Consider the following 22786-nt stretch of genomic DNA (forward strand, 5'->3'; position numbering starts at 1 on the left):
TCCGGCAGTATCGCACGGGCTACACCTCGTCGTCGACGTGCGACGTAAGCGCGATGCGTTCGGCGTACGTGGCGCTGGCCCGACTCGACGAGTCGCCGGCGTCGGGCGATGCGTTGGCTGGTGTCGCGGATTGATGCCGAGCCGCCGCACAAGCGGCAACGGTCAGCGCCGTGAGACTACCTATGTAGATTTAGCCCGACTACCTATGTAGGATTAGCAGCATGAAGAAGACGCGAGCGCTCGCCGACGTGGCAGCTGCGTTCCTGGAAGATCCGCACGGGCGCCACTGGGGGTACTCCCTCAGCAAGGCCTCTGGCGTGCGGTCCGGCGTGCTATACCCGATGCTGACCCGCTTCCTGAACGACGGTCTGGTCACGGACGGCTGGGAAGACCCGAACACCATCACCGAGAAGCGGCCCCCGCGGCGGTACTACGAGCTGACCGACAAGGGCCGGGCCGAACTGACGGCCGCGGTCCGCGCTGTGGAGCAGCGCGGACCTCGGCTGGGGTGGGCGCATGGCTGAACTGATCGAGGCTGTCGCCTCGTGGCAGACGCTGCTGCTCGTCGTCGGCGTCTTCGGGTTCGCGCCCAACTTCGTGCTCCGGCTGCTCGTTCTCGTCTACCCGAAGGACGACCCGCGTCGGCAGGAACTGATCGCCGAGCTCAAGGCGATGAAGTGGATCGAACGCCCTCTCTGGGTTGGCGAGCAGTTCGGAACGGTCTTGACGGACGGCTTGCCTCATCGCATCAGCAGCTCGCGACAGCGTCGGCGCGACAAGAAGGCCCAGAAGTCCAAGTCGGTCACGGACCGGATTTACAAGGTGACCGACGACGGGGACGTCATCGAAGTTCTCGCCGAAATGAGGCGGCCTTTGATCAGCTATACGAACGAGAGCGCAAGCTGATCTGGCCCGTCGAAGACCCGCCACGGCGTCCGAGTGGACGGCACGCGCGACGGTCGCAAAAGGCGGCCCGCATCCGGCGCGAGCGACCTCTGAAGTGATCCCGAGTGCAACATAACGCGCCGCCGCGGGGCAGCCGCGGAAGTCAGCCGAGCCAGGTGACGGCGAGGACGTCGACGTGCTCCTGGTCGTCCAGCACCAGGTAAGTCACCAGGCTGCTCCCGTCGGCGAAGTTCAGCACGCGCATCGGGCTCTTCGGCTTGACGAGGTTGCAGGGCGCGCCGTTCCAGGGCACCAGCTCGAGGACGTCGTACACCCCGGCCAGTTCGGGCAGGACGTCGTCGGGGGCGTGCGGATCTGGTCGGGGACGCGCGGGTCCGTCTCGATGCGGTACGACACCAGAGTTCTACCGGCGGAGCAGCGCGCACACGTCGGCGGGCGGCTCACCGGTGGCCAAGGTGCGCTCGGCCTGCTGGAGCTTCCGGGTAGCGATCGCAGGCTCTGCCAGAGACGAGAGCGCAGCTGCCGCGGCCATTCGTCGTCCCGCATCACACGCGCAACACCGCGTTGCACGTGATCGCCCGCATTCGTCAGATCTCTTTATCGACTTGAAGCCAGGTGAGCCTACTGGCGCCATACTCCGGCGAGCGACTACAACGACCAACAGCACGACGGCGCCCTCAGCCGTCACACGCGCCCTAGTCTCAGTCTTAGTCTCATTCACCGCGGTACACCTAAGTTCGATCAAGGCTTCTCGACGCTTCGAGCAGGCACTTTGACTGTGGCGAACGCTGGCGTACGCCACTGTGCAGACTTGGAAAGCGTGTTGGGTTCACGCCCTCGCAGGTTCGAATCCTGTATCCTCCGCCGTTTGATCAGGCAAAACGCCGGGTGCCCGTGTTCGGGACACCCGGCGTTTTCCGTCTTAGTCTCAGTTGTCCCCTGAGACCCCTCGATGACCTGCCGTAGCAGCCCATTGGCCCACTAGCCCGTTCGGACGGCATCGAGCAGTCTCGCCCGCTCGCGTTGGGACGCCGATGGTGTCGTGGTGTCACCCATGACGAGCTGGGTCTGGCCGGCCTCGCGCTCGACGAGGTACACCGCCAGGCTTCCCGCGGTGACCAGGAGCACGGCCATCGCGGCGATGATCGTTTCAGCGAACCGAAACGTGCCGTTTACTGCTGTTGGAGTTCATGGAGACCTTCTGTGAGAGTGCTACTCCGTGGCACGACCGCAGCGGCTGGGGCATGATCAGCCGGTCGGCGAGTGCCGACGGCGCTACCAGGCCAGCAAGACTGGGCCGTCCAACGTGACTTTGTACCCGACCCGTTCCACGGTGGACACACGATCGGGCAACCTGGGTGACTTTTGTGCCCCTTAGCGCAGGTTCGCCGTTCACCAATCGACATCGTAATGGCCCGTAAGCGGCGAGTGACAAATCGCAAAGGAGCGGAAACCCTGCCCTTTGGGTCACTTGTGCCGGGCCGTGGTTGCACCGCCGGAGCTTCTGTGCAGAATTCGCCTCATGAGCAATCAATCAATCGAGGCAGGGTCGAACGCGCCCGGACACATCGCGCGGCCGACGACCATCACCATCGCTTTCTGGGCATTCATCGCCTCGACGCTTCTCGGGTTGGCCAACGGAGTCGTGACCCTCCTCAGCGGGAATTCCGTGGGACAGGTCGCGCAGACCGTCATCGTCGGAGACGGCACAGACGGGGCCGACACCCAGGTCACCCAGGTCACCACGGCTGCCAGTGCGGGCGCGCTGGTCTTCTCGGTGATCATGTCGCTGCTGTACATCCTTTTCGCCGCCAAGGTGCGGGCGGGTCGCAACTGGGCTCGCATCCTGCTGACCGTGGTCGCCGGGCTCCAGCTGCTCGCCATCACGTTCGGACAGAGCACGACTCTCGGCTACGTGAGCGGACTGTGCGCGGTAGTCGGCGCCGTGGGGTGCTTCGTCAAGCCTTCCAATGACTATGTCGCGGCGATGAAGACCGCGCGCTGATCACTTTCGGTTCGCCGGTGACGGGGACACACCGGCGAACCCAGTGGAAGGATGGCCCGCATGCGTCCACACCGGATGCGCCCAGTACTGGTCGTACTCGTGCTGGCTTTGGCGGTGAGCAGTTGCAGCGCAGGAAAGGGCGGCAGCCGGCCGGCCAGGCGGGCGCTGTCGTCCTTGGGCGACTTCGGGAGTGTCTCGTTCGTGCGGCAGCACGCTGGGCCCGGCCTGGCCAACGGAATGGAAATCTTGCGACGGATGGCCGGGAGAGCCTGAACCCATGGTGAAGTAGAGCGCCGGTTCGTCACGCGCGCGGCTCCCCTGAGCCTTGGCGCGATGCTGCTGACGACGGGGGTTCTGCGGCGCATCCATCGACGCTGTGTCCTTTCCGACCCCGCGTCCCCGCGCCTGACGTCCACCGTGGACTATATTCCATTCGCGCAGGACTCGGAAAGTAGCGTTCCGCAGTGACGCGGGATTGTTCATGCTCTTGTCCGGACTCCCAGGCGCGCACCACGGCCGCGTACTGATCATCGGCGAGAATCGGCTCCCACTGCCCGCGAACCACCGGGGACGCCCATCTCGCCATGGCTTTCTTGACGCGATCGACCCACGACATTCGAAGATATTTTTTTCAGACATTCAGTGGTGTGATCGTCGATCAATTCGACTGATTTTCGACAGGGCACATCATTAACTCAGCTTGTCCGCGATCGACATGCCGGTCAACCGCTCCTTGAACGGCTCCGCGCTGCTTTCGTCGTTGTCTCTATAAGCCTTGACTGCCGCCTTGACGTTGTCCGCCAGTCCGCCGACACCCTCGGTCGCGGCGGTCAAGGCCTCCTTCGCCTTCTCACCGGTCGGCCGGATGATCGGCGGGAGAAAAGCGCACAGTCCACCAGAGCTTCGACATGACTGGCTGGACATGCCTTTCAATATAGGGAGCGACGGGCGGTTACCCAAATGCACACAAGTTCCCAAAGGGAAGTTGACGCCCGATCCGAGCAGTGGTTGTTGCACCAAGTGCCAGGATCGATGCACCTTAGGACAGATCGCACAGCACGTTTCCCAAGCTCCACGCTTGGCTGTATATAGTCGAGCTTGCCCTGGCCCGAGATGTAGTCGAGCGCGCCTATTTTCGCTGCCAGGTCTGTATATCTTCAGAAATTGATTTCACTTGAGAAGGGGCCATCCGGATGAGCACTGGTTTCGAGGGCACACCGGCCCAGTTCACCGACGCCGAACGCCGGGTCACCGATGTCCGAGTCGGCATGGACCAGAACATCATGACGCTGGCGGACCGCATCGAGGCGACTCGCGCGGGCTGGGTCGGTGAGGCCGCGAGGGCTTTTGACAACATCATGCGACGTTTCCACGATAGTGCGACGAGCATGAACAAGGAGCTGCAGAACATCGCGGAACTGCTTGAGCAGGCCGGCTCGAAGTACGAACGGAGCGAGCAGCAGCAGCAGGAAATCATGAAGGCCGTCAACAAGGGGTTCGACGTGCTCCACCCCTGATTCGCCTCCCGAAGACACCACATCTGCAACGGAAGAGTGACGTATGCCCAGCGACATCAAGGTCAATTACGCGACCATCCAGGCGGCGGCCGATGACTGCAAGTCCACCGGCTCCGAACTGAAGCAAGCTTTCGACCAGCTGATCAGCGACCTCAGCCCGCTGATGAACACCTGGACCGGTAAGGCGAAGGACGATTACGTGGAATACCAGCGCAAGTGGAACGAGAAGCACGACGAACTGAACCAGGTCCTGGCGCAGATCGCCAGCGCCCTCCCCCAGATCGCGGACGGTTACCAGTCGACGGACAACGCCGTCAACGCCTTGTTCCACTGAACCGGCCGGAGAACGGGGTCCACGCCGTCGCTCGGCGTGGGCCCCGTTTTCGTCCGCGGGGCAGGACGCGGTGACATGCTGGCATGTCACGAGATCGGGGTGCTGGGGTGATTTCCCGGTGCGGCGGCCGCTTCTACCGTGATCACCGTCAAGTTGGAACGCACAGAGGATGACGATGACAAAGACGAAGTTCGGCTGGCGGCGGCTCCCGGTGGTCGTCGTGCTCGTGGCGCTGGCCGCCGGGGCGATCGCCTACAGCTCCATCGCGCAGTCGGCCACCGCGGCCCAGCAGCCCGCCGCGGGCCTGAGCGAAGCACTGCACGACGTCCTCCAGAGCTACCTGGACGAACACCGCGCGAAGGACCACATGTCCACTGTGGCGCTGCGGGTGACCTATCCGGACCGGCGGCCCGCGACGGCGGTGAGCGTCAGCACCGGACAGCCGGTCCCGGATGACGCGCTGTGGCAGATCGGCAGCAACACCAAGGCCTTCACGTCCGTGCTCCTGCTCCAGCTGGAAGCCGAAGGGCGGCTGTCCGTCCGCGACAAGCTCGGGAAGTGGCTCCCCCAGTATCCGGCGTGGCGCGACGTCACCATCACCCAGCTGCTGTCGATGACCAGCCGCATCCCCGACTACGCCCAGCAGGACGCGTTCGGCGAGGTGATCGTCGGCGATCCGACCACCGTGTTCACGCCGAAGCGGCTGGTGTCCTTCGTTTCCGGCCTGCCGCTGGGACCGGCCGGCTACAACTACTCCAACACCAACTACATCCTCGCGCAGCTGATCATCGAACGAGTGACGCACGACAGCTACGACTCCCAGCTGCACCGCCGCATCCTCGGCCCGCTGCGGATGCACGACACCTGCCTGCCGCCGGCCTGCCCGGGCAACACCACCCGCAGGATGCCACCCGGGTACTCCGGGGTGTCCGCGCTGCCGATGTGGCTCGGCAAGCCCGTGCCCGCACTCGCATTGTCCTGGGCCCAAGGCGCCGGCGGCCTGGTCGGCTCGCTGCCGGACCTGACCACCTGGGCCAAAGCGCTCTACGGGGGACGGCTGCTGCCGCCGGCGCAGCAGCGCGAACTCCAGTCGCTGGTCTCCGTGACCACCGGCAAGCCCATCCCGACCGTCACCCCGCAGGACCCGGTCGGCTTCGGGCTCGGCGTCGCGCAGCGCATCGACTCCGCTACCGGCCGCCCGGTCTGGGCCTACCGGGGCGAGACATTCGGGTTCCAGGTGCTGCACACCTACGTGCCGGAGACCGGCCTTATCATCACGCTCGCCGTAAACAGCACGGCGGACCAGGACACGCTGACCGGGCTCGCCGACACCGTCCACAAGACGCTGGACACGTCGCGGCCGTACGGCACCAACTAGCCGCCGACCCGGTAAGAAAGGCGAACCGGTGAACCACCACGGCCTCGGCCTCATCTTCCGCAACGCGCTGACCGGGCTGCGAGCCGGTGGCCAGCTGGTGCGGTGGCCGGCCTGGCTGGTGCTCGGCCGGGATCCCCGGCCGAGCGCGGACGCCCTCATCGCGCACCAGGACCGCCTGGACAGCGGTGCACCCAGCGGCCGCGGCGAAGGCGCCCGCCGGCGGGTGCGCTGGCTGGCCGTCCAGGCGGTGCTCGGGCCGGGAGTGCTGGCGCTGACCGTCGCCATGTGGGCGACGGCGGCGGTCGTGGTCAGCACGCCCCTGTGGTGGCGCTTCGCAGAGGCGCCCGTGGTGTTCGTCCCCATCACCGACACCGCCAGCTCGATCGTCGGCGCGGTGGGCGGGCTGCCGCTGGTCCTGCTGGCCGTCGCGTGCGGCTACGGCCTCCCCCGCTGGCAGGCCGCGGTGGGACGCGCGGTGCTCGACGGCCCCCGGTTCCTGCGGCTGACCCGCCGCGTCGAGGTGCTGACCGCCTCCCGGGCCGACGCGCTGGAGGTGCAGACCGCCGAACTGCGCCGGATCGAACGCGACCTGCACGACGGCGCCCAGGCCCGGCTGGTATCGGCCGGAATGCTGCTCGGCCTGCTCGACGTCAAGCTCGACGACCTGCCGGCCGGCCGCCGGCAGCTGCTCACCGAAGCCCGCTCGGAGGTCGGCGAGGCGTTGCAGGAGCTACGGGACCTGGTGCACGGCGTGTACCCGCCGATCCTGGCCGACCGCGGCCTGACCGGCGGGATCGAGTCGCTGGTGGAGCGGACTGCGCCGGTGATCGGGTCGGTGACGGCCACGGTCGAGGTCGCCGGCCGCCTCCCCGCGGCGCTCGAGTCCACTGTGTACTTCGTGGTCGCCGAGGCGCTGACCAACGTCGCCAAGCACAGCACCGCGGGGAAAGCCGAGGTCACCGTACAGACCGACGGGGAGCGGGTGTGCGTCGAAGTGCGCGACGACGGTCAGGGCGGCGCCGACGAGCTGCGCGGCAGCGGGCTCGCCGGCCTGCGGCGCCGAGCGGCCGCGTTCGACGGCGCCCTGTCGATCACCAGTCCGCCCGGCGGACCTACCGTTCTCCGAGTGGAGCTGCCATGCGCGTCGTGATCGCCGAAGACCTCCTGCTCCTGCGCGAAGGGCTGGTCCGCCTGCTCGAGGAGATGGACTGGACCGTGGTGTCCGCCGTGGACGACCCGGACGCGCTGCTCGACGCGCTCGAGCAGGAGCGGCCCGACGTGGCCATCGTCGACATCAGGCTGCCACCGACCTACCGCGACGAGGGCCTGCGCGCGGCCATCGAGGCACGCCGGCGGTGGCCGGGAACGCCGATCCTGATCCTCTCCCAGTACATCGAACGCACCTACGTGCGGGAACTGCTGGCCGACTCGCGCGGCGGCGTCGGCTACCTGCTCAAGGACCGCGTCAGCGACGTCCGGCAGTTCATGACCGACCTCCGCGCGGTCGCCGCGGGCGGGACGGTACTGGATCCGCAGGTGGTGCGAGCGGTCTTCGACCGGCTCGCCAAGACCGCTCCCCAAGCCCAGCTGACACCGCGGGAACGCGAGGTCCTGGGCCTGATGGCCCGCGGCCTGTCGAACTCCGCCATCGGCGTCGAGCTCGACATCACCGAACGCGCGGTCAGCAAGTACATCAACCGGATCTTCGCCAAGCGGGACCTCCCGCCGGGCGACAACGTCCACCGCCGGGTCCTCGCGGTTCTGCAGTACCTCGACGACATCGAGACCTGACGCCACGCACCATTCCGCCCTTGCTTTCCGAAACGCCATTGGTCACCGACTTTCGGAGGGCATCGGCGAATTTCGCACGACTTCAATGCAACTTCCGCCGTCCTCGGGCACATGATGAAGAGCGGAACAAAATTGCGTTTCCGCTTTGCATCGTCGTTCTTCCCCATCAAGAGGACAAGTGCTCGCCGCGGCCTTGATCGCCGCGACTGCATGTGCATTCCCGTCGCACAGGCGGCCGCCGATCCCCACGCCATCACCGCGGAAGTGCGGTCGTTGCGAGAGCAGGTGTGCACTGTTCTTGATCGGCGAAACCCCGACGAGCCGATCTGTTCGCCCGCCCGGCTCGGCGGTGGCGTCGCGCTGGTTCAACATGACGTACTGCGCCGGGGCGTCCTACGCGAGCACGATGTTCCCGACGGGCTGAACATCTCGCTCATCGCGACCGTCTGGCGATTTCCGCGACCGACCTTGGTACTGCCGTTGCAGTACCGTCGCCTACTTCCGCAGGCCGCCGGCGCCACCGGACCTGAACATATCCACGCGACGACTGCAGTCGTTGCCGTCGACCGCCTCCACTCTCAGCGTCGATCCACGACGATGACGGTCTTGCCGAACACCCCGGCGGTGACGTGGCCGCGGTACGCCTCCGGCAGGTCTGCGAAAGCGACGCTCCGCTCGATCACGGGATGGATGCCTCGCTCCTGGACGAACGCCGCAAGGTCACGATGCATCCCGGCACTGCCGACGGCGACGCCGCGGATGCTGGCCTGTCTGGCGATCATTTCCATGAAGTCGAGCCCGGGATTCGTCAGATCGAGCAAGCCCGGAATCGTGACCTCGCCGCTGCCGCGCAACGCCGCGAGCGACTCGGGCACCATGCCCGGGCCGACCGCGTCGACGACCTTGTCAGCCCCCTGGGCCGACTCGAAGAATCGCCGGCCCCAGCCGGGCGCGGTGGTGATGACATCCGCTACCCCGATCCGGGCCCACCGCGGATCGTCGGTGTTGGCGCGGACCGCGGCCGTGACGTGGGCGCCGGCAGCTGTAGCGAGCTGCGCGGCGAAGACCGCCACACCACCGCTTCCGAGGACCAGGATCCGCTGGCCGGCCTGGATCGGGTGCCAGCCGAACAACGAGTTCCACGCGGTCACACCGGCTACCTGCAGTGTCGAAGCCTCGGCATCGCTGAGGCTCGCGGGCGTGGCCACCAGGGCTGTGGCGTCGACGACGATCTGCTCCGCGGCGACACCGTCGTCGTCGAAGCTGCCGGCACCCGGGCCGAACGTCGGGGCCGGTCCGTCCGGCCAGCCGGGAACATGGGCGGTCATCACGCGGTCACCGATCGACCAGCCCTGGACCGCGTTGCCGAGCGCGTCGATCACACCGGCGACATCGGACAGCGGGACGAGGTCACGTCCCGGGGTCCGCCCGAACGGCCCGGCCAGGATCATCCGGTCACGCGCGTTGATCGACAGGGCGTTCACCCTGATCCGCACCTGACGCGGACCAGGCTCCGGCGCCGGCGCGTCCTCGCACCTGAGCTGGTCGGCCGTGGTTGCGCCTGCCGGCAGTATCCAACGCTTCATCCTCAGTACCACTCCTTTCAGTGGCTACGCCGCGAGCGCTGATCGATGACCCGCGGCAGGTTCACCCCCCAGCGTCGATGGCGGGAGCAGGTACCAGCCACACCCCGCTGAGCCTGGTTACCGCAGGACCACCCAGGTTTGCCTCGTTCCCCGTACCGTGAAGGCATGCCACGAGTTCGGCCTCAGCTGGGCACTTTCCTGCGCGCCCGTCGCGATCGGATCACACCCACCCAAGCCGGTATCACGCCGTTCCCCGGCGCGCGTCGGGTGCCCGGACTCCGCCGCGACGAACTCGCCGTCCTCGCCGGCGTCAGCGCCGAGTACTACAGCCGCCTCGAACAAGGCCGCCAACGCAATGTCTCCCGTGCAGTCCTCGAGGCCCTCGCCCGCGCGCTGCGACTGACCTCGGTCGAGCGCGCACACCTGTTCGACCTCGCCCACCCGATCGCCACGCGGAACACCTTTGTCGCCGAACCGCCGCAACGACCCGAGCCCGGACTGCTGCGGGTGATGTCTGCACTCGACCACCTCCCCGTGCTGCTGCTGGGCAACCGGGGCGAGGTATTGGCCCGCAATGCCTTGATCGAAGCGGTCTTGGGGCGCCCGATCGAACTCGGCACCTCGTTCTTCACGTTCCTCATCCAGGACCCACTGGCTCGCGAACGCATCATCAACTGGGCCGACTTTGCCTCGCCGGCCATCGCTGCCATGCGCCGCGAGGCGGCCCGCCGCCCCTTCGACCAGCGACTGATCGCACTCGTCAACGAGTTGCGGACCGCCGATCCGCAGGTGGCACGGTGGTGGGACGACCACACCGTCCGCGACTACGTGTCGGTCACCAAGCGCATCGACCACCCCCAAGCCGGCCCGCTCACGTTCGACATCGAGATCATCGGCGCTGCGGACCAACCCGACCAGCGGCTGGTCGTGTACACCGCGGAACCGGACTCACCCACCGCTCGCGTGCTGCCCCTCATCGCCAGCTGGGAAGCACACCCGACGAACCGGTGACTATCCGGATCCACTCGCTCCATCCCCGAATCACGCCGTCGATTCGGAGTCGTCCTCGCGCGGGCCTCGACGCGGCGTCCGTCGCAGAGGACGCGGACTGCAAGCCGACCCGACAGGTACCCGCCGGGGCCGAAGGATGACGCTGCTGCACCCCTCCATCGGCACGAACTCCGCGTGCGCCGACGGGGCGGCCCACACCGGGTCCACGGAATATGGATGTCGTTTCGAGAGCGATCACGCCGGACCTCCTCAGTCGACCGTGACGACGAACATGCGTGAGCCGGGCGGGGCGATGCGCAAGAAATCGTCGGCTGTCCGCCTGCCCTCGTCGGAGCTCAGGCGGCAGCGCAGGACCCGGGTCATACGCCACCGTGGTCTTTCTATTGGATTTATTCGAGCATGCATATCAAGGGGTGAACCATGCGTCATTCTGAAAGCGAAAGCTGGAAAGTCTCCGAAAATCTCGGGCCCGCATTGACGCTTATTCGTCAATAAGGTTGTCGACTCCGTCGAACGTGCCCTCGGCCGAAAGCTTCGCCGTTCACCCTTCGCGTGACCACGCTCCCCGTTGAGGGGCACTGGGCCGCCCAGCCGCGGAACGACCTTCTGCTGGTCAGCAAGGCCACGAGGAACGACCTGACCGCGATGCACTGCGTCCTTGAACCCATCATCCGAGCGCTGGCCTAGTCTCTTGGCAGCCAGCGAGCGCTCGGCTCCAGTCGGCCACGCTTCGATGGGCGCGGTCGCGGCAGTGGTTGCCGCCTGCCCCGTCGCCCTCCAGAACAGGCCAAAGTAGAGACGCAGCGCAGCAGCCGTTCAAAGACCACTTCCAAGTTCCACCAAGAGCCGTTCAGCGTCCACCGCCCGCGCTTGCCCGAAGCCTCCCCACACCGACGGGACGCTTCGCGTCGTGGTTTCGGAGCCGCTGCCGCCTGCGACTACTCCGCCCTCCTCCGTCGTTCGACCGACAGAGGGTGAGGACTCCGCACCTTTGCCGACAGCATGGCCGCCAGAGAGGCCCTCGGCGGCCACGACAGGGCGGCGGAGCCATGGCCGGCGTTCAGCGCCCCGCAAGCCACCCTGTTGTGATCCATATCACTCTCGGGCCGAGTAGGCCTCCTCCTCTGGTCTTTAATCTCAGTTCCAGTCTCATTCACCCCAGTCCGTCCCCGTCCGGCCGGGACACGCGGGGCTTTGACCTGCGACGCACGACTGGCCGCACCCCTGCGTACAGCCGTGTGCAGACTGGGAAAGCGTGTTGGGTTCACGCCCTCGCAGGTTCGAATCCTGTATCCACCGCACTTGAACAGGCGAAACGCCGGGCCGCGCGCCCGGCGTTTCGTCGTTGTGGGCCGGAAACTCGTGGCCCGCCCCGAATCCGGCTCGCACGAGCACGTGCCCGTGCGGATGCGATCGCGTCGCCCGTGCGACCCGGCGGCTGCCCGAAATGTGAAATGTCTTTCGAGCGATTGCCGGACAAATCTGCTCGTCCACAGGGAGTTACGAGCAGGGCTGAGCGCAGCCCGTTGCTCCGGTCGCGCTAGTCTCACCCCGACCCGAGCCCGACGCTTCCAGAAAGGCCAGCAGTGGCGCGAAAACCGCTCTGACCTGGGGTAGCGCTGGCCAGCGACTTCAGTGTGCAAAATACGTGCCAGGTCATCCCCGGCACGCACCGTGATCGGCCCGGCCCCGGACGTCCCACGTCCGGGGCCTTGCTGATTCCGGGCCCGTGATCACTCGGCACAGTCAGATGATCACGCTGAGTCGTTGGATCTGTTTCAATGGATTCGCCCCCGTACGACCGACGAAATTTCGAGGAGTAGAGGCCCGATGGCCGGAGTCGAAGAGATCCGCGCTGGCATCGCGCTCGCCAATGAAAAGGCGTCCGCGAGCATCGCCGCCCTCCAGCAGGCAGCGCAGTCTCTCGAAGAAGCCCAGCAGTCGCTCGCACAAGCGACGCAAGGCAGCAGCCAGCACGAAGTGAGCCAGGCACACGGGTTGCTGGCGGAGGCTCTGCAAGGCATCAACGGCTTGCAGAGCACGGTCCAAGCAAGCATTTCCTCCGCCGACTCCTACTCGGCACGTCTCTAGCCGCATGTCGCTTGCCGAACTCCACCAGCTGCTCACCGCCGCCGTGGCCGGGCTCGCCGACGCGCGGGCCCACTCCGATCGGGCCACAAGCCTGCTCGGGGAGGCCCGGCAAGCTCTCGTGGACGCCCAGGCCAAGGCCGATCCCTGGCTGCCTTCGCAGTACGCGCAGGCCGGCGAGGGGCTGGACCAGCTCCTCGTCCGCCTGGCCGCTGCCGAAGATCTGGTGAGCGGATACCGGTCGCGCCTGTAATCCTTTCAGGGACACCTTTTCTTGGGGACGCCGATGGCCAACAAGTCAGCCGAGCAACGCAACCGCGTCGAAACCGCACTCGACCGGGTCCGCCACCAGATCGGACTGGTCCTGGGTGCGGCGGCCGGTGCGCGCCAAGCCGCGGAGGCCGACCTCGCCAAACTCGAGCTGGAGCGGGACATCGTCCGCGTCGGCATGAACCACGCCACTCCGGAACAGCAGTCCGAGTGGGCCCGGCACCCCGCCGCGCACGAAGTGTTCGGCGCGCTCGGAAGTGTGCGAAGCGCTTTCTACACCGACTGGGGCCAAGGACCCTCGACGCTGCGCGAGCTCGTCTCGCAGAACGCGCCCGGCCCGGCCGGGCTGCCACCGGGTGACTGGCTCGGGCGCGTCGGCCACAACGCCGGCATCACCTCGCCCGGCCTGTGGCGCGTCGGCTCCGCGACCGCGGCCGGCGGCGACGCCACGCGCATCTTCGACGTCGCCGTCCCGCTCCTCGACGAATCGCACCTGGCGATCACGTCGGCGCCGAAGACGCGCCCGACCATCGACGGCATTGTCCAGAACCTGCTGATCCGCGTGCTCTCGACGTTCGAACCCGGCGCGGTGCGCGTGCACCTGTGGGACATCGGGCAGCTGACCGCGATCCTGCCCGACCTCTACCCGCTGAGCCGCACGAGCGCGCTTTCGCTGTACGACCCGGGCCGGCTCGAGGACCTCCTCGACGAGCTGGCCGGGCACATCCGCCGCATCCACGCGACCGGCATGCAGGCGGGGCACACGTCGCTGCGCGAGCTGCGCATCCACCGGGAGGAGCGGGTCGAACCGTTCCGCATCGCCGTGCTTTACGGCAACGGCGAGACGCTGGAGCCCGAACGCGCCCGCGACCTCAAGCGCGTCGCGAGCGGCGCGCTTGCCGCCGGGATCTGCCTGATCATGATCGACGTCCCGACCGCCGTGAGCGCGTCGGTCGAGACGCTGAGCCTGATCGACGACCGGCACGCGATCAGCAGCATGACCGGCACCGACCTGGTCGTCGACCTCGATCCGCCGATGCCGTCCGGGCAGGTCATCCGGGCCGCCGACCGGATCGCCGCGGCGCTGGTCGCCAAGCAGGGCGGCCCGCGGTCGTTCGACGACCTGCTGCCGGCCGAGATCGGGCACGAAAGCTCGGCGCGGGAACTGCGCGCGCCGGTCGGGTTCTTCGAGGGCGAGCCGGTCGAGGTCGTCATCGGCGACGCGAGCCCGCACGCCCTGATCGGCGGACCGTCCGGTTCGGGCAAGACGAACTTCTTGTACGCGCTGCTCGGCAGCCTCGCGGCGCGGTACACACCGGACGAGCTGGCGCTGTACCTGCTGGACTTCAAGGAAGGCGTCTCGTTCGCCGGGCTGGCGCCGGGGCGCAAGGACGCGAGCTGGCTGCCGCACGCGCGGCTCGTCGGCGTCAACGTGAACACCGACCGCGAGTTCGGCCTGGCACTGCTGCGATTCCTGGCCGACGAGCTGCGGCGCCGGTCCGCGGCCGCGAAGGAGCACGAGGTCACGAACCTCGCCGACCTCCGCGAAGCCGACCCCGGCGGGCACTGGCCGCGGATCGTCGCGGTGATCGACGAGTTCCAGTACCTGTTCGCGGGCCGCGACCAGGTGACGGCCACGGCCACGCAGCTGCTGGAGGACATCGCGCGGCGCGGCCGGTCCCAAGGCATCCACCTGGTGCTGGCCAGCCAGGACGTCGCCGGCATCGAGGCGTTCTGGGGCAAGCCGGCGGTGTTCGAGCAGTGCACCCTGCGCATCGCGATGCCGAAGGCGCGGCGCGTGCTGGCCGAGACGAACAACGCGGCGGTGTCGGCCCCGAAGTGGCACGGGGTGATCAACCACGACTCCGGCGTCGCGCACGGCAACCAGCTCGCCCACATCCCGGACGCGAGCAGCAAGGACGTGTTCGTCCGGCTGCAGCGCCGGTTGTGGGAGGAGTACGCGGGCCGGTTCCCGCGCCCGCGCCTGTTCGACGGCGCGCATTCGCCGATCCTGGAACAGTTCCCGGCGTACCTGGACCTGAAGCCGAACTCGCGGCCGCGGGCGCTGCTGGGCCAGTCGATCGACGTCACCGAAGCCGCGTGCGGAGTGGAGCTGCCCCGTGCGCCGGGTCGCAACGTCGCGGTGCTCGGGTCGGCCACCGCCGAAGCGCTGTCCATCATGGACTCGGCGGCGCGCTCGCTGTCGCGGCAGTACGAGCCCGGCGAGATCGAGTTCCTGCTGAGCTGCCCGATCGAGGCCTGCGCCCCGGCGGCGCTGGAGCTGACCGAGCGGCTGCGCACCGACGGCCACGCGGCCACGCTGGTGGAAGACCTGACCGGCGTGCTGGAGTCGATGACCGGTGCGTTGTCCGGCGGCGCGAAGGTCCTGCTCCTGTACGGGGTCGACGCGGCGCTGCCGACGTTGGAGGTCAAGGCCGTCGGGCAGCTGAAGAGCGGCCTCGACCATCTGCGGATGGTGCTGAAGCAGGGCCCGGGCCACGGCGTCCACACGATCGGCTGGTGGCGCAGCATCGCCCGGCTGAAGGACACGCTGGGGTTCGCGGGCACCGACGACATCGGCACGTGGGCGGCGCTCGACGTCCAGGGCAACGAGCTGGCGCCGTTCGCGGCGGGCCAGGTGGTGCACTGGTCACCGCGCCCGGGCCGCGCGTTGTTCTTCGACCGCACGACCCACGGCGCCCCCGAAGTGATCATCCCGTTCCAGCGCCCGGAGAACGCACAATGACCGACGACGGCGCCACCGCGGCCATGCGGTACAAGGAAATCATCGCCCTCTCCCGGGGCTCGGCGGAAAACCTGCGTGGGTGGGAACTGGCCCGCGCCGAAGAGCTGACCGGCGAGATCGAGGAAGCCCGGACCGCGATTGAGGTCGCGGCCGAGCGCGAGGCGCGGGCGGCCGAGCGCGCGACGCGCTGGTGGAAGATGGCGCTGCACAACATCCAGGACCTGCTGTGGCTGCCGCCGGGCGACGAGCCCCGCCCGGTCCCGACGGCGCGCCCGGCTTACCTGGAGCGGTACCTCGAAGAGGTCAAGCCCAGTTACCAGGAGCTGGTGCAGGCGGTGCTGGCCCTGGGCTGGCGCGCCAAGCGGGCGGCTTCGAAGCAGCAGCCGCCCCCACCGGTCTAGACGTCGAAGACGGTGCCGTCGTAGGGCTCGTCGTCGACGGCAGGCGCTTGCCTGCGCTTCGGCTGTGGTTGCGGTTTCGGTTTCGGTTGCTGGGGTCGTTCACCAAGCCGGCCCCCGGCGGCCACGGCTTCCCGGATCGCGGCGGTGATGGTCCGGCTGAGCGTGACGGCGTCGAACCGCATGGCCTCGGGCGCGAGCCGCACCTCGCTGACGACGCCATCGGGCCCGGCGAGCACGGTGACGGACCGATCCGACGAGGTGACGGTCGTGTGGTCGCTCCCGGCGATGCCAGCGAGGACGCGCTGGTTCTCGGCCTTGCGCTCCTCGATCTGCTTGAGCTGCCAGCGCATTTCCTCGATCAGCTGCGCGTTGTCGCTCATGCCAGTCTCCCCGGCTGGTGCGGTGTGTAGACGAACTCGTAGTACTGCCCGAACCGGTGGTCGATCAGCGAGTAGCCGCGGCTGTAGGCGACGCGGAGAAGATCCTCCTGGACCAAGCCGATCTCCATCTTCCGGAAGTACACCTGCCGCCGGCCGTCGAGTTCCGCGGCCAGCACCGCCAGCTGGTGTTCACGCGGCCTCATCGAACGGCGGGTACGGACGAAGGTCAACGTCAGACCTCCGACGACCACCACTCCGAACAGCGCGAAGAACAGCCAGTCCGACGGCGAAGAGGGGTCAAAACCGTGCGACGACGCCACGGCGCTCACGCACCCTCCCCGCTGCGAAGGCTCCAAGCCACCCTTGCCGTCGCTTCGGCGACCGAGGGCCAGGCGTCCTCGGATTCCGCGACCACGGAAAGGATCACCACTGACCGGCCGTCCGGCATCGGGATCTGGTACTCCGCCTTGATCTGAGCGCGAACGTCGCCTTCGGGCAGGTGGAACTCACCGCCGCTGATCGCGACGATGGCCGGGCCGATCGGGAGGCGTACCGGCTGCACCACCGCACGCTTGTGCCGGCCGCGGTACTGCGCGGCCATGGCCGCCACGATGGCGTCCCGGCTGCCGGGCGCCGACTCCGGCCACTGCACCACACCTAGCGTCAGGGTCGCGACGTCCCCCTTCCGGGTACCGACCGCGAACTTGCCGAACACCCGGATGCCGTTCGCCTGCATGGTCGGCACGAGGGCCATCAGGTAGCTGCCGAACTCTTCGACGGACTTCCCGGCCTCGGCCGCGACGTTCTCCGCGATGGTCCAGGCGTGACCGCGGTTCATCTTGTCGTCGGTGCCCACCGGCATCCCGGCGAACCCGGGCGGCAGGTCGATCTGCAGAGGCATCAGTTCCACACCTCGTCTTCCGCCCGCTCACGCCGACGCGCCGGCGCGTTGTCGGCCTGCATTCCCGCATCGGCCGCATTGCCCAGCGCCACCGCCGCCCACGGTGCGGGCCCGGCGACGAGCGTGCCGGCGACCACCGCCGCCTGGCCCATGTCCTTGGGCACCCAGTAGTTCTTGAAGTCGTCCACGGGACTCTCGAAGTCCTTGCGACCCGCCACCTCACCGCCCGCCTGGTCAACGAGCAAGCCATAGGTCGCCACCTTGATCGCGGTATCCGGGAGTACCTCAGCGAGGCCGGCCACCGACGTGGCCGCGCCCGCCAGGTCGAAGGTCAGCGTCTCGGGCGCCACGTCGGCTCCGGCTGCCTTGGCGAGAGCGTGACCGTTGAGTGCTCCGAGCCCCAAGGCGGTGGCGACCCCGCTCGCGACCTGCTTGGCCGGAGGCGGCAGGACATCGCTCAGGACCCCGAGGCCGTTGCCGACGTCGCCCATCACGTCCGAGAGCTTCGAAATCAGCTCCGCGTGGTCCTGGACGAAGTCCCACGCGTCGTCCACTCCGTCGGCGAAGGTGTTCGCCAGATCGGCCAGGGCGCCGCCGACCGCGTCGCTCAGCTTGTCGAGGACGTCCGGCTCGTCCGGGGCCAGCTCCTTCGCTTTCCGCAGCGCCTCCGCGACCCGGCTCGCTGCATCCGTGTGCTCCTGCTGAAGCTGCTTCGCCGCGTCCTGGATGTTCTGGCAGCCGTCGATCGCCGATTGGAGCTGTCGGCCTGCGTTGTCCAGAAGCTTCTGGGCGATCTGCAGCGACTGCTGGTCGGGGAACGTCCGGTTGGCCAGCGCGAGGTCCGGGTTCGCCCGTGCGGCCTCGGCTGCCTGGGCCGCCGCCTCGGCCCGGGCTTCCAGGTCCGCCGCGCGTTTCTGCAGGTCGCCGAGGTCCTGCGACCACTTCTCGAGCGCGTCCGCGGCCTCGCCCATCGAACGAGCCGCGCCTTCGAGGTACTGCGGCAGCGGGCCGATGCGACGGGTGAACGCCTCACTCGCTTCGCCCTGCCAGATGCCCTGCTTGCGGACGATCTGCCGCAGAGCGTCGTCGGCCTCGGTCAGGTCCTTGCTCACCGCGCGGTACTTGCCCGCCAGGTCCGTGACGCCGTCGAGGTCGCCCGGAGCCGGGTCGAAGCCCAGGGCCGGGAACTCCTGCCTGCTCATCGGTCGAGTCCGTCCAGGATGTCGGTGATGCCGCCCGTCGCGCCGCCGCCCACCATGCCGCCGCCAGGGTCCGTGCGCTCGGCCTGCTCGTTGATGCCCGGCACCCCGCCCGTGACACCACCGCCGACCATGCCGTCGTCGCCCAGCACGCTGCCGAACGGGCCCGCCGGGCCGCCACCCGATCCGCCGACCCGGGGATGGTCGCCCCGCGTCCCGGTGCCGGGCCCGTCGCCCGGTTCGTCGCCCATCACCATCGAGCCGAACTTCGTCAGCTCGCCGCCGAACTCCGCTTCGATCTGCTCGTACTTCTGCTTCGCCTGCTTCAGCCGCTCCGTGATCCCCGAAGCCGCCTCACCGAGCCGCCCGATGCCGTAGCTCCAGGCCTCCTCGAACTCGACGCCCGCTTTGCCCAGGTCAGCCGTGCCCAAGGACCCGAAAGCCCCGCCGCCGCCGAGCTTCTTGTTGGCGTCGGCCATCCGGCCCGCCGCCGTGTCGAGGTCGTCGATGAGCTTGCCCAGCTCGTCGACCTTCACCGCGTACCCGTCCACGTCACCCTCCCCTGAGGTCCTGTCCACCGTAAGACGGCTGTCAACGCTCCGCGGTTTCCCGATCACCCAAAGGAGTGGACGAAGAAAAGGCCACCACCGGACGCGATCGCCCGGTGGTGGCCTCGACGGAAACGGCTTACGGGAAGTACTTGCCCAGCACCTGCTCGAGGTAGTCGAGCAGGTCGTTGAGCGCGTCCTGGATCGCGTTGCCGGTGCTCGGCCGGAACCGGATCACCTGCGGGTCGTGGTCGCTGGCCTGGTCGGCGAACTCCGCGTTGATGTGGACCACGTCGTAGTCCACCCCGCGCAGCGCCTTCGACGCCAGGATGTGGTCCAGCACCTGCGACTGCCCCTCGAACACGTAGCTGTACCGCTCCGCCTCGGGCACCGACGCGATCAGGTCCGTCAGCGCGCCACCGGCGGTGAGCGTCCGGACCGCGGGCGAGAACGGGTAGTCGTTCAGGTCACCCGCCACGACGATGTTCGCGTTGCGATCGGCCGACAGCAACGAATCGACGAACCCGCGCAACACCGTGGCCTGCTTCGCCCGCTGCACCTCGGAACTGCGCACCGGCGGCTGGAACCGGCCGTGCGTCGGCTGGTCGCCGCCCTTGGAGTTGAAGTGGTTCGCGATGACGAACACCGTGCGGCCCTTGAAGACGAACTCGCCGGCCAGCGGCTTGCGGCTGTCTTCCCAAGCCTCGTTCGTCGGGTCGACGCGACCGGGTGACGCCGTCAGGTGCGTCTTCCCGTGGTCCTTCGTCACGGCGACGGCCGACGTCGAAGACCCGCCCGGTCGGTCCACAAAGGACACGCGAGCCGGGTTGAACAGGAACGCCACGCGGATGTTGCCGCCCGGCTGCCCGCCGTCCTCGTCGTTCACCGGGTCGATCTCGCGCCACTGGTAGCGCGGGCCACCCTTGGCGACGATGGCGTCGGTGAACTTCTGCAGCGTCTGGTCCGCCGCGACGGTGCCGTCGTCGGTCGCGCCCGTGTTGTCCTGGATCTCCTCCAGGTTCACGATGTCCGGCGTCGCCAGGTGCGTCACGATCGCTTCGCCGAGCCGGTCGTACTTCGCCTGCGGGTCGCCCGGCGCCAGGTTCTCGACGTTGTACGTCGCGACGGCCAGCTCGCCGGAGCGCTGCTTGCGCGTGGTCTCGGCCTGCAGTCCGTTGTCCTTCTCGGCGCCGAGCACGCTGGCGAACAGCGTGTAGCCGCCGAAGTTGTTGTACTCGACCGGGCCGGACGTCGTGCCGGTCAGCACGTCACCGACGTTGAGCTTCGGGAACGGCCGCTGCTCGAACGGGATCAGCGACGACACCTTCATGACGCCGCTGTTCAGCTGGTCGTACCCGAGGTAGACGCTGCCGCCGCGCACGGACTTGTGCTGGTCCGGCTTGGTCGTCACGTACAGCTCGTTGAAGGTGTTCGACGGGCCGACGACGCGGGCGTCGCTGACCGAAACGATCTCGCTTTCGTGCGACTCCCAGAAGTCCAGCGCGTACTTCGCGGGCTCCAGCGGGAGCGCCTCGATGTTCCCGCCCGGCGACGGCGCATAGGCGACCGGCACGGTGTCGGGGTCGAGCACGGTCGGCGCCGGCAGCGCGTTCCCGTGCGAGCCGACCGTCCACTGGGCACTGCCCAGCTCGGTGAGCGACTGGTAGTTCGACGTCGCCGGCGCGTCCGGGTAGAACTCGCGGACGGTGCCGGTCGCGGTCACCGCGTCGCCGACCGCGACGGCCGGGCTGGTCGAGCCGGTGAACACGAACAGGCCCTCGCTGGTGCGCGGGTCGTTGTCCGGATTCGGGTCGGTGAGCCAGAACCCGCGCACCGAGCCGAACGCCCGCGTCGCGGTGACCACGCCGGTGACGTCGCCGACCTTCTTGTCCTTGAACGGCGAAATGCGCGTGATGCCCTGGATTTCGTGGATCTTCGCCGGGGTGCCCGGTTCGCCGGGGTCACCGCCGCCGGTCGTCTCGCCCTTGGTGTTCGTCGGGGACGGGTCGCCGACGGTGAAATCGGTCGCGTTGTCGTCGGTGTCGGTCAGCGTCGTGCCGCGCGCGACGGACGTCGCGTTGGCCGGCGCGGCCGTCGGAGCGCCTTCGCGCACAGTCGCCGCGCCGAACCCGACGAGGTCCTTGATCCGCGGGTCGGCCGCGCAGTCCGCGGCGGTCTTGCAGGTCAGCGCGGTCGTGCCGGAGACGAGGGCGATCGTGCCCGCGGTCGCGGACATCGCGATCGTGCCGGTGGCGTCCGGTGTCGGCAGGGCGACGGTTCCCCCGGAACCCTTGCCCTCGGCGACGAGGTAGCGCCCGCCCGGCGCGACGCTGCCGGCCAGCTGCGTCACCTGCCAAGTGCTGCCCGCGCTCGGCGAGCCGGGCAGGTACTGGACGCTGAAGCCGTCGACGCTCGTGGCGGCAGTACCGTGGTTGGCGAGCTCGACGAAGTCGGTGGTCAACGTGGCGCCGGAGTTGCCGCCACCGCCGTAGACCTCGGCGATGACCGCGTCGGCGCTGGGTGCCGCGAACGCGGCCGGTGCGGCCACTCCGCCGAGCACCAAGCCGGACGCGACGGCCACCGTCAGCGTGGTCTTGGCTCTGTGGGTCTTGATCACCCTGAGTCCCCTTTGTGCTTGAACAGTCGTGGCATAGTCCCCCGAACAGATGAGGAGGAGGAAGACAAAGGTGCAACGATTCGTAACAACTACTTTCGTCGTCACTCTTTCGGCAGAGCAGGTTTCGTGATCACGCTGGTCCTCGGCGGAGACGTCAACGTTCAAGGCCGCCAGACGCCGTCGAAGGCGTTCGAGCGGCTGGATCCGCTGCTCAAGGGGGCCGACCTCCGGTTCGTGAACCTCGAAGGGCTCCTCGACGCGCCGACGGCCGAAGCGCTGACGTCGGGCGGCATCGACGTCGTCTCGTGCGCCACCGACGTCACCCACCCACCGGCTGCGATGGCGGGCCTCGCGGTCCTCGACCACGTGAAGATCGCGCACTGCGGCGCCGGCGCGAACCTCGACGCCGCGCACGCACCGGCGGTGCTCGAGCGGTCCGGCGAAAAGGTCGCATTCGTCGCGTACACCTCACTTCGCCCCTACGGCTACATCGCACAGCCGGACGCCCCCAGCGTCGCGCAAGCGTTTGCGACCACGGCTTACCAGCCCGATCCGCGCGTCGCGGAGATCCCGGGCCGGCCGCCGGCTGTCCGCACGACGCCGGTGCCCGAGCACCTCGAACGGCTCGTCGCCGACGTCAAGCAGGCCAAAGCCGGCAACGACCACGTCGTCGTCTCGATGCACTGGGGCCTGCCGGGGCCCGAGCTCGCGGAGTACCAGGTCGCCTACGGACGCGCCGCGATCGACGCTGGCGCCGACCTGGTGGCCGGGCACGGGCCGCACACCATCCAGGCCGTCGAGGTGTACCGCGGCCGCCCGATCCTCTACAGCCTCGGCAACCTCGTCTTCGATTGGCCCGCGATGCGCGGCCGGCACGTCGACGGGCTGCTGGCCGGCTGCATGTTCGGCGCCGAACCCCGGCTCGAGCTCATCCCCGTGCGGCGCAACGCCGACAACGAGTGCGAACCGCTCGCCGGGGAGGAAGCGGGCAAGGTACTGCGCTACCTCGTGGAGCTTTCGGCGCTGCGCTCGACGAAGGTGTCCGTCCGGGACGGAATCGCTTCGGTGGCCGGGCTGGGCGTTGGTGCGTAACCGATCGCGCGCGGAC

The 22786-nt window shown here is 68.3% G+C and carries 25 protein-coding genes; 15 read left to right on the forward strand and 10 right to left on the reverse strand.

The window, feature by feature from the left end:
• Positions 1–221 precede the first annotated feature (221 nt).
• Positions 222–524 (forward strand): PadR family transcriptional regulator, encoded by a 303-nt coding sequence (locus tag AB0N03_RS30410; protein ID WP_364378437.1) that lies wholly within the window; start codon positions 222–224, stop codon positions 522–524.
• Positions 517–906 carry a hypothetical protein gene (locus tag AB0N03_RS30415; RefSeq protein WP_364378439.1) on the forward strand — a complete coding sequence of 130 codons (390 nt, stop codon included), beginning with the start codon at positions 517–519 and terminating at the stop codon, positions 904–906. The genes AB0N03_RS30410 and AB0N03_RS30415 overlap by 8 nt, the downstream gene beginning before the upstream one ends.
• A gap of 142 nt (positions 907–1048) precedes the next feature.
• Here the strand turns inward: AB0N03_RS30415 and AB0N03_RS30420 are convergent, their stop codons facing one another.
• Together AB0N03_RS30420 and AB0N03_RS30425 are read right to left on the reverse strand one after the other, a co-directional pair.
• Positions 1049–1219 (reverse strand): hypothetical protein, encoded by a 171-nt coding sequence (locus AB0N03_RS30420; RefSeq protein ID WP_364378442.1) that lies wholly within the window; start codon positions 1217–1219, stop codon positions 1049–1051.
• Between the two features lie 668 nt (positions 1220–1887).
• The gene (locus AB0N03_RS30425) at positions 1888–2040 is read right to left on the reverse strand and encodes a hypothetical protein (RefSeq protein WP_364378445.1); all 153 of its coding nucleotides are present in this window, start codon (positions 2038–2040) and stop codon (positions 1888–1890) included.
• A 388-nt stretch (positions 2041–2428) separates the two neighbouring features.
• Between AB0N03_RS30425 and AB0N03_RS30430 the strand changes: the two genes are divergently transcribed.
• A complete protein-coding gene (locus tag AB0N03_RS30430) occupies positions 2429–2911 on the forward strand; it encodes a hypothetical protein (protein WP_364378448.1) in 483 nt (160 codons plus the stop codon).
• Between the two features lie 690 nt (positions 2912–3601).
• On the opposite strand, the gene AB0N03_RS30435 is transcribed toward AB0N03_RS30430, so the two are convergent.
• Entirely contained in the window at positions 3602–3745 is a 144-nt protein-coding gene (locus AB0N03_RS30435; RefSeq protein ID WP_364378451.1) for a hypothetical protein, read from the reverse strand.
• A gap of 359 nt (positions 3746–4104) precedes the next feature.
• On the opposite strand from AB0N03_RS30435, the gene AB0N03_RS30440 reads away from it, so the two are divergent.
• The 6 genes from AB0N03_RS30440 to AB0N03_RS30465 all read left to right on the forward strand — a co-directional run bounded on the left by AB0N03_RS30440 (position 4105) and on the right by AB0N03_RS30465 (position 8355).
• A complete protein-coding gene (locus AB0N03_RS30440) occupies positions 4105–4428 on the forward strand; it encodes a WXG100 family type VII secretion target (RefSeq protein WP_364378454.1) in 324 nt (107 codons plus the stop codon).
• Positions 4429–4471: 43 nt separating this feature from the next.
• Positions 4472–4762 carry a WXG100 family type VII secretion target gene (locus tag AB0N03_RS30445; RefSeq protein WP_364378457.1) on the forward strand — a complete coding sequence of 97 codons (291 nt, stop codon included), beginning with the start codon at positions 4472–4474 and terminating at the stop codon, positions 4760–4762.
• 175 nt (positions 4763–4937) lie between these two features.
• The gene (locus AB0N03_RS30450) at positions 4938–6140 is read left to right on the forward strand and encodes a serine hydrolase domain-containing protein (protein WP_364378460.1); all 1203 of its coding nucleotides are present in this window, start codon (positions 4938–4940) and stop codon (positions 6138–6140) included.
• Between the two features lie 28 nt (positions 6141–6168).
• Complete coding sequence (locus tag AB0N03_RS30455) at positions 6169–7290, forward strand: histidine kinase (protein WP_364378463.1); 1122 nt, start codon at positions 6169–6171, stop codon at positions 7288–7290.
• Complete coding sequence (locus tag AB0N03_RS30460) at positions 7278–7931, forward strand: response regulator transcription factor (RefSeq protein WP_364378466.1); 654 nt, start codon at positions 7278–7280, stop codon at positions 7929–7931. Before AB0N03_RS30455 ends, AB0N03_RS30460 begins: the two co-directional genes overlap by 13 nt.
• A 298-nt stretch (positions 7932–8229) precedes the next feature.
• Positions 8230–8355: a hypothetical protein gene (locus AB0N03_RS30465; protein ID WP_364378469.1), complete on the forward strand. Its 126-nt coding sequence runs from the start codon at positions 8230–8232 to the stop codon at positions 8353–8355.
• A gap of 154 nt (positions 8356–8509) precedes the next feature.
• Here AB0N03_RS30465 and AB0N03_RS30470 read toward each other — a convergent pair whose 3' ends face one another.
• Positions 8510–9517: an NAD(P)-dependent alcohol dehydrogenase gene (locus AB0N03_RS30470; protein ID WP_364378472.1), complete on the reverse strand. Its 1008-nt coding sequence runs from the start codon at positions 9515–9517 to the stop codon at positions 8510–8512.
• A gap of 165 nt (positions 9518–9682) precedes the next feature.
• Here AB0N03_RS30470 and AB0N03_RS30475 point away from each other — a divergent pair, with 165 nt between their 5' ends.
• From AB0N03_RS30475 to AB0N03_RS30495, 5 genes are all read left to right on the forward strand, one after another.
• Positions 9683–10528: a helix-turn-helix transcriptional regulator gene (locus AB0N03_RS30475; RefSeq protein ID WP_364378475.1), complete on the forward strand. Its 846-nt coding sequence runs from the start codon at positions 9683–9685 to the stop codon at positions 10526–10528.
• Positions 10529–12358: 1830 nt separating this feature from the next.
• On the forward strand, positions 12359–12619 hold the full coding sequence (locus tag AB0N03_RS30480; RefSeq protein ID WP_003056176.1) for a hypothetical protein: 261 nt from the start codon (positions 12359–12361) through the stop codon (positions 12617–12619).
• Positions 12620–12623: 4 nt separating this feature from the next.
• Positions 12624–12869, forward strand: coding sequence for a hypothetical protein (locus AB0N03_RS30485; protein ID WP_364378478.1), 246 nt, complete (start codon positions 12624–12626; stop codon positions 12867–12869).
• Between the two features lie 33 nt (positions 12870–12902).
• Positions 12903–15632 (forward strand): FtsK/SpoIIIE domain-containing protein, encoded by a 2730-nt coding sequence (locus AB0N03_RS30490; RefSeq protein WP_364378481.1) that lies wholly within the window; start codon positions 12903–12905, stop codon positions 15630–15632.
• The gene (locus tag AB0N03_RS30495) at positions 15629–16033 is read left to right on the forward strand and encodes a hypothetical protein (RefSeq protein ID WP_364378484.1); all 405 of its coding nucleotides are present in this window, start codon (positions 15629–15631) and stop codon (positions 16031–16033) included. The genes AB0N03_RS30490 and AB0N03_RS30495 overlap by 4 nt, the downstream gene beginning before the upstream one ends.
• Here AB0N03_RS30495 and AB0N03_RS30500 read toward each other — a convergent pair.
• The 6 genes from AB0N03_RS30500 to AB0N03_RS30525 all read right to left on the reverse strand — a co-directional run bounded on the left by AB0N03_RS30500 (position 16030) and on the right by AB0N03_RS30525 (position 21678).
• The gene (locus tag AB0N03_RS30500; RefSeq protein WP_364378487.1) at positions 16030–16413 is read right to left on the reverse strand and encodes a YbaB/EbfC family nucleoid-associated protein; all 384 of its coding nucleotides are present in this window, start codon (positions 16411–16413) and stop codon (positions 16030–16032) included. The two genes, AB0N03_RS30495 and AB0N03_RS30500, sit on opposite strands and share 4 nt — an antisense overlap.
• Positions 16410–16742, reverse strand: coding sequence for a hypothetical protein (locus AB0N03_RS30505; protein ID WP_364378490.1), 333 nt, complete (start codon positions 16740–16742; stop codon positions 16410–16412). The genes AB0N03_RS30500 and AB0N03_RS30505 overlap by 4 nt, the downstream gene beginning before the upstream one ends.
• A complete protein-coding gene (locus AB0N03_RS30510; RefSeq protein WP_364378492.1) occupies positions 16739–17314 on the reverse strand; it encodes a hypothetical protein in 576 nt (191 codons plus the stop codon). Before AB0N03_RS30510 ends, AB0N03_RS30505 begins: the two co-directional genes overlap by 4 nt.
• Positions 17314–18516 (reverse strand): putative T7SS-secreted protein, encoded by a 1203-nt coding sequence (locus tag AB0N03_RS30515; RefSeq protein ID WP_364378495.1) that lies wholly within the window; start codon positions 18514–18516, stop codon positions 17314–17316. The genes AB0N03_RS30510 and AB0N03_RS30515 overlap by 1 nt, the downstream gene beginning before the upstream one ends.
• Positions 18513–19064 (reverse strand): hypothetical protein, encoded by a 552-nt coding sequence (locus AB0N03_RS30520; protein ID WP_364378497.1) that lies wholly within the window; start codon positions 19062–19064, stop codon positions 18513–18515. Before AB0N03_RS30520 ends, AB0N03_RS30515 begins: the two co-directional genes overlap by 4 nt.
• A gap of 136 nt (positions 19065–19200) precedes the next feature.
• The gene (locus AB0N03_RS30525) at positions 19201–21678 is read right to left on the reverse strand and encodes an endonuclease/exonuclease/phosphatase family protein (RefSeq protein WP_364378500.1); all 2478 of its coding nucleotides are present in this window, start codon (positions 21676–21678) and stop codon (positions 19201–19203) included.
• Positions 21679–21804: 126 nt separating this feature from the next.
• Here AB0N03_RS30525 and AB0N03_RS30530 point away from each other — a divergent pair, with 126 nt between their 5' ends.
• Positions 21805–22770 (forward strand): CapA family protein, encoded by a 966-nt coding sequence (locus AB0N03_RS30530; RefSeq protein ID WP_364378503.1) that lies wholly within the window; start codon positions 21805–21807, stop codon positions 22768–22770.
• The last annotated feature ends 16 nt before the right edge of the window (positions 22771–22786 follow it).

Origin of the sequence: Amycolatopsis sp. NPDC051061 (assembly GCF_040682935.1) — a bacterium.
GTDB lineage: Bacteria > Actinomycetota > Actinomycetes > Mycobacteriales > Pseudonocardiaceae > Amycolatopsis.

Bases quoted from the DNA above. Each gene is read 5' to 3' on its own strand.
- AB0N03_RS30510 (WP_364378492.1), bottom strand. From the start codon at position 17,314: ATGCCTCTGCAGATCGACCTGCCGCCCGGGTTCGCCGGGATGCCGGTG.
- AB0N03_RS30410 (WP_364378437.1), top strand. From the start codon at position 222: ATGAAGAAGACGCGAGCGCTCGCCGACGTGGCAGCTGCGTTCCTGGAA.
- AB0N03_RS30445 (WP_364378457.1), top strand. From the start codon at position 4,472: ATGCCCAGCGACATCAAGGTCAATTACGCGACCATCCAGGCGGCGGCC.
- AB0N03_RS30480 (WP_003056176.1), top strand. From the start codon at position 12,359: ATGGCCGGAGTCGAAGAGATCCGCGCTGGCATCGCGCTCGCCAATGAA.
- AB0N03_RS30470 (WP_364378472.1), bottom strand. From the start codon at position 9,517: ATGAAGCGTTGGATACTGCCGGCAGGCGCAACCACGGCCGACCAGCTC.
- AB0N03_RS30495 (WP_364378484.1), top strand. From the start codon at position 15,629: ATGACCGACGACGGCGCCACCGCGGCCATGCGGTACAAGGAAATCATC.
- AB0N03_RS30415 (WP_364378439.1), top strand. From the start codon at position 517: ATGGCTGAACTGATCGAGGCTGTCGCCTCGTGGCAGACGCTGCTGCTC.
- AB0N03_RS30485 (WP_364378478.1), top strand. From the start codon at position 12,624: ATGTCGCTTGCCGAACTCCACCAGCTGCTCACCGCCGCCGTGGCCGGG.
- AB0N03_RS30515 (WP_364378495.1), bottom strand. From the start codon at position 18,516: ATGAGCAGGCAGGAGTTCCCGGCCCTGGGCTTCGACCCGGCTCCGGGC.
- AB0N03_RS30425 (WP_364378445.1), bottom strand. From the start codon at position 2,040: ATGGCCGTGCTCCTGGTCACCGCGGGAAGCCTGGCGGTGTACCTCGTC.
- AB0N03_RS30475 (WP_364378475.1), top strand. From the start codon at position 9,683: ATGCCACGAGTTCGGCCTCAGCTGGGCACTTTCCTGCGCGCCCGTCGC.
- AB0N03_RS30440 (WP_364378454.1), top strand. From the start codon at position 4,105: ATGAGCACTGGTTTCGAGGGCACACCGGCCCAGTTCACCGACGCCGAA.
- AB0N03_RS30430 (WP_364378448.1), top strand. From the start codon at position 2,429: ATGAGCAATCAATCAATCGAGGCAGGGTCGAACGCGCCCGGACACATC.
- AB0N03_RS30460 (WP_364378466.1), top strand. From the start codon at position 7,278: ATGCGCGTCGTGATCGCCGAAGACCTCCTGCTCCTGCGCGAAGGGCTG.
- AB0N03_RS30490 (WP_364378481.1), top strand. From the start codon at position 12,903: ATGGCCAACAAGTCAGCCGAGCAACGCAACCGCGTCGAAACCGCACTC.
- AB0N03_RS30500 (WP_364378487.1), bottom strand. From the start codon at position 16,413: ATGAGCGACAACGCGCAGCTGATCGAGGAAATGCGCTGGCAGCTCAAG.
- AB0N03_RS30450 (WP_364378460.1), top strand. From the start codon at position 4,938: ATGACAAAGACGAAGTTCGGCTGGCGGCGGCTCCCGGTGGTCGTCGTG.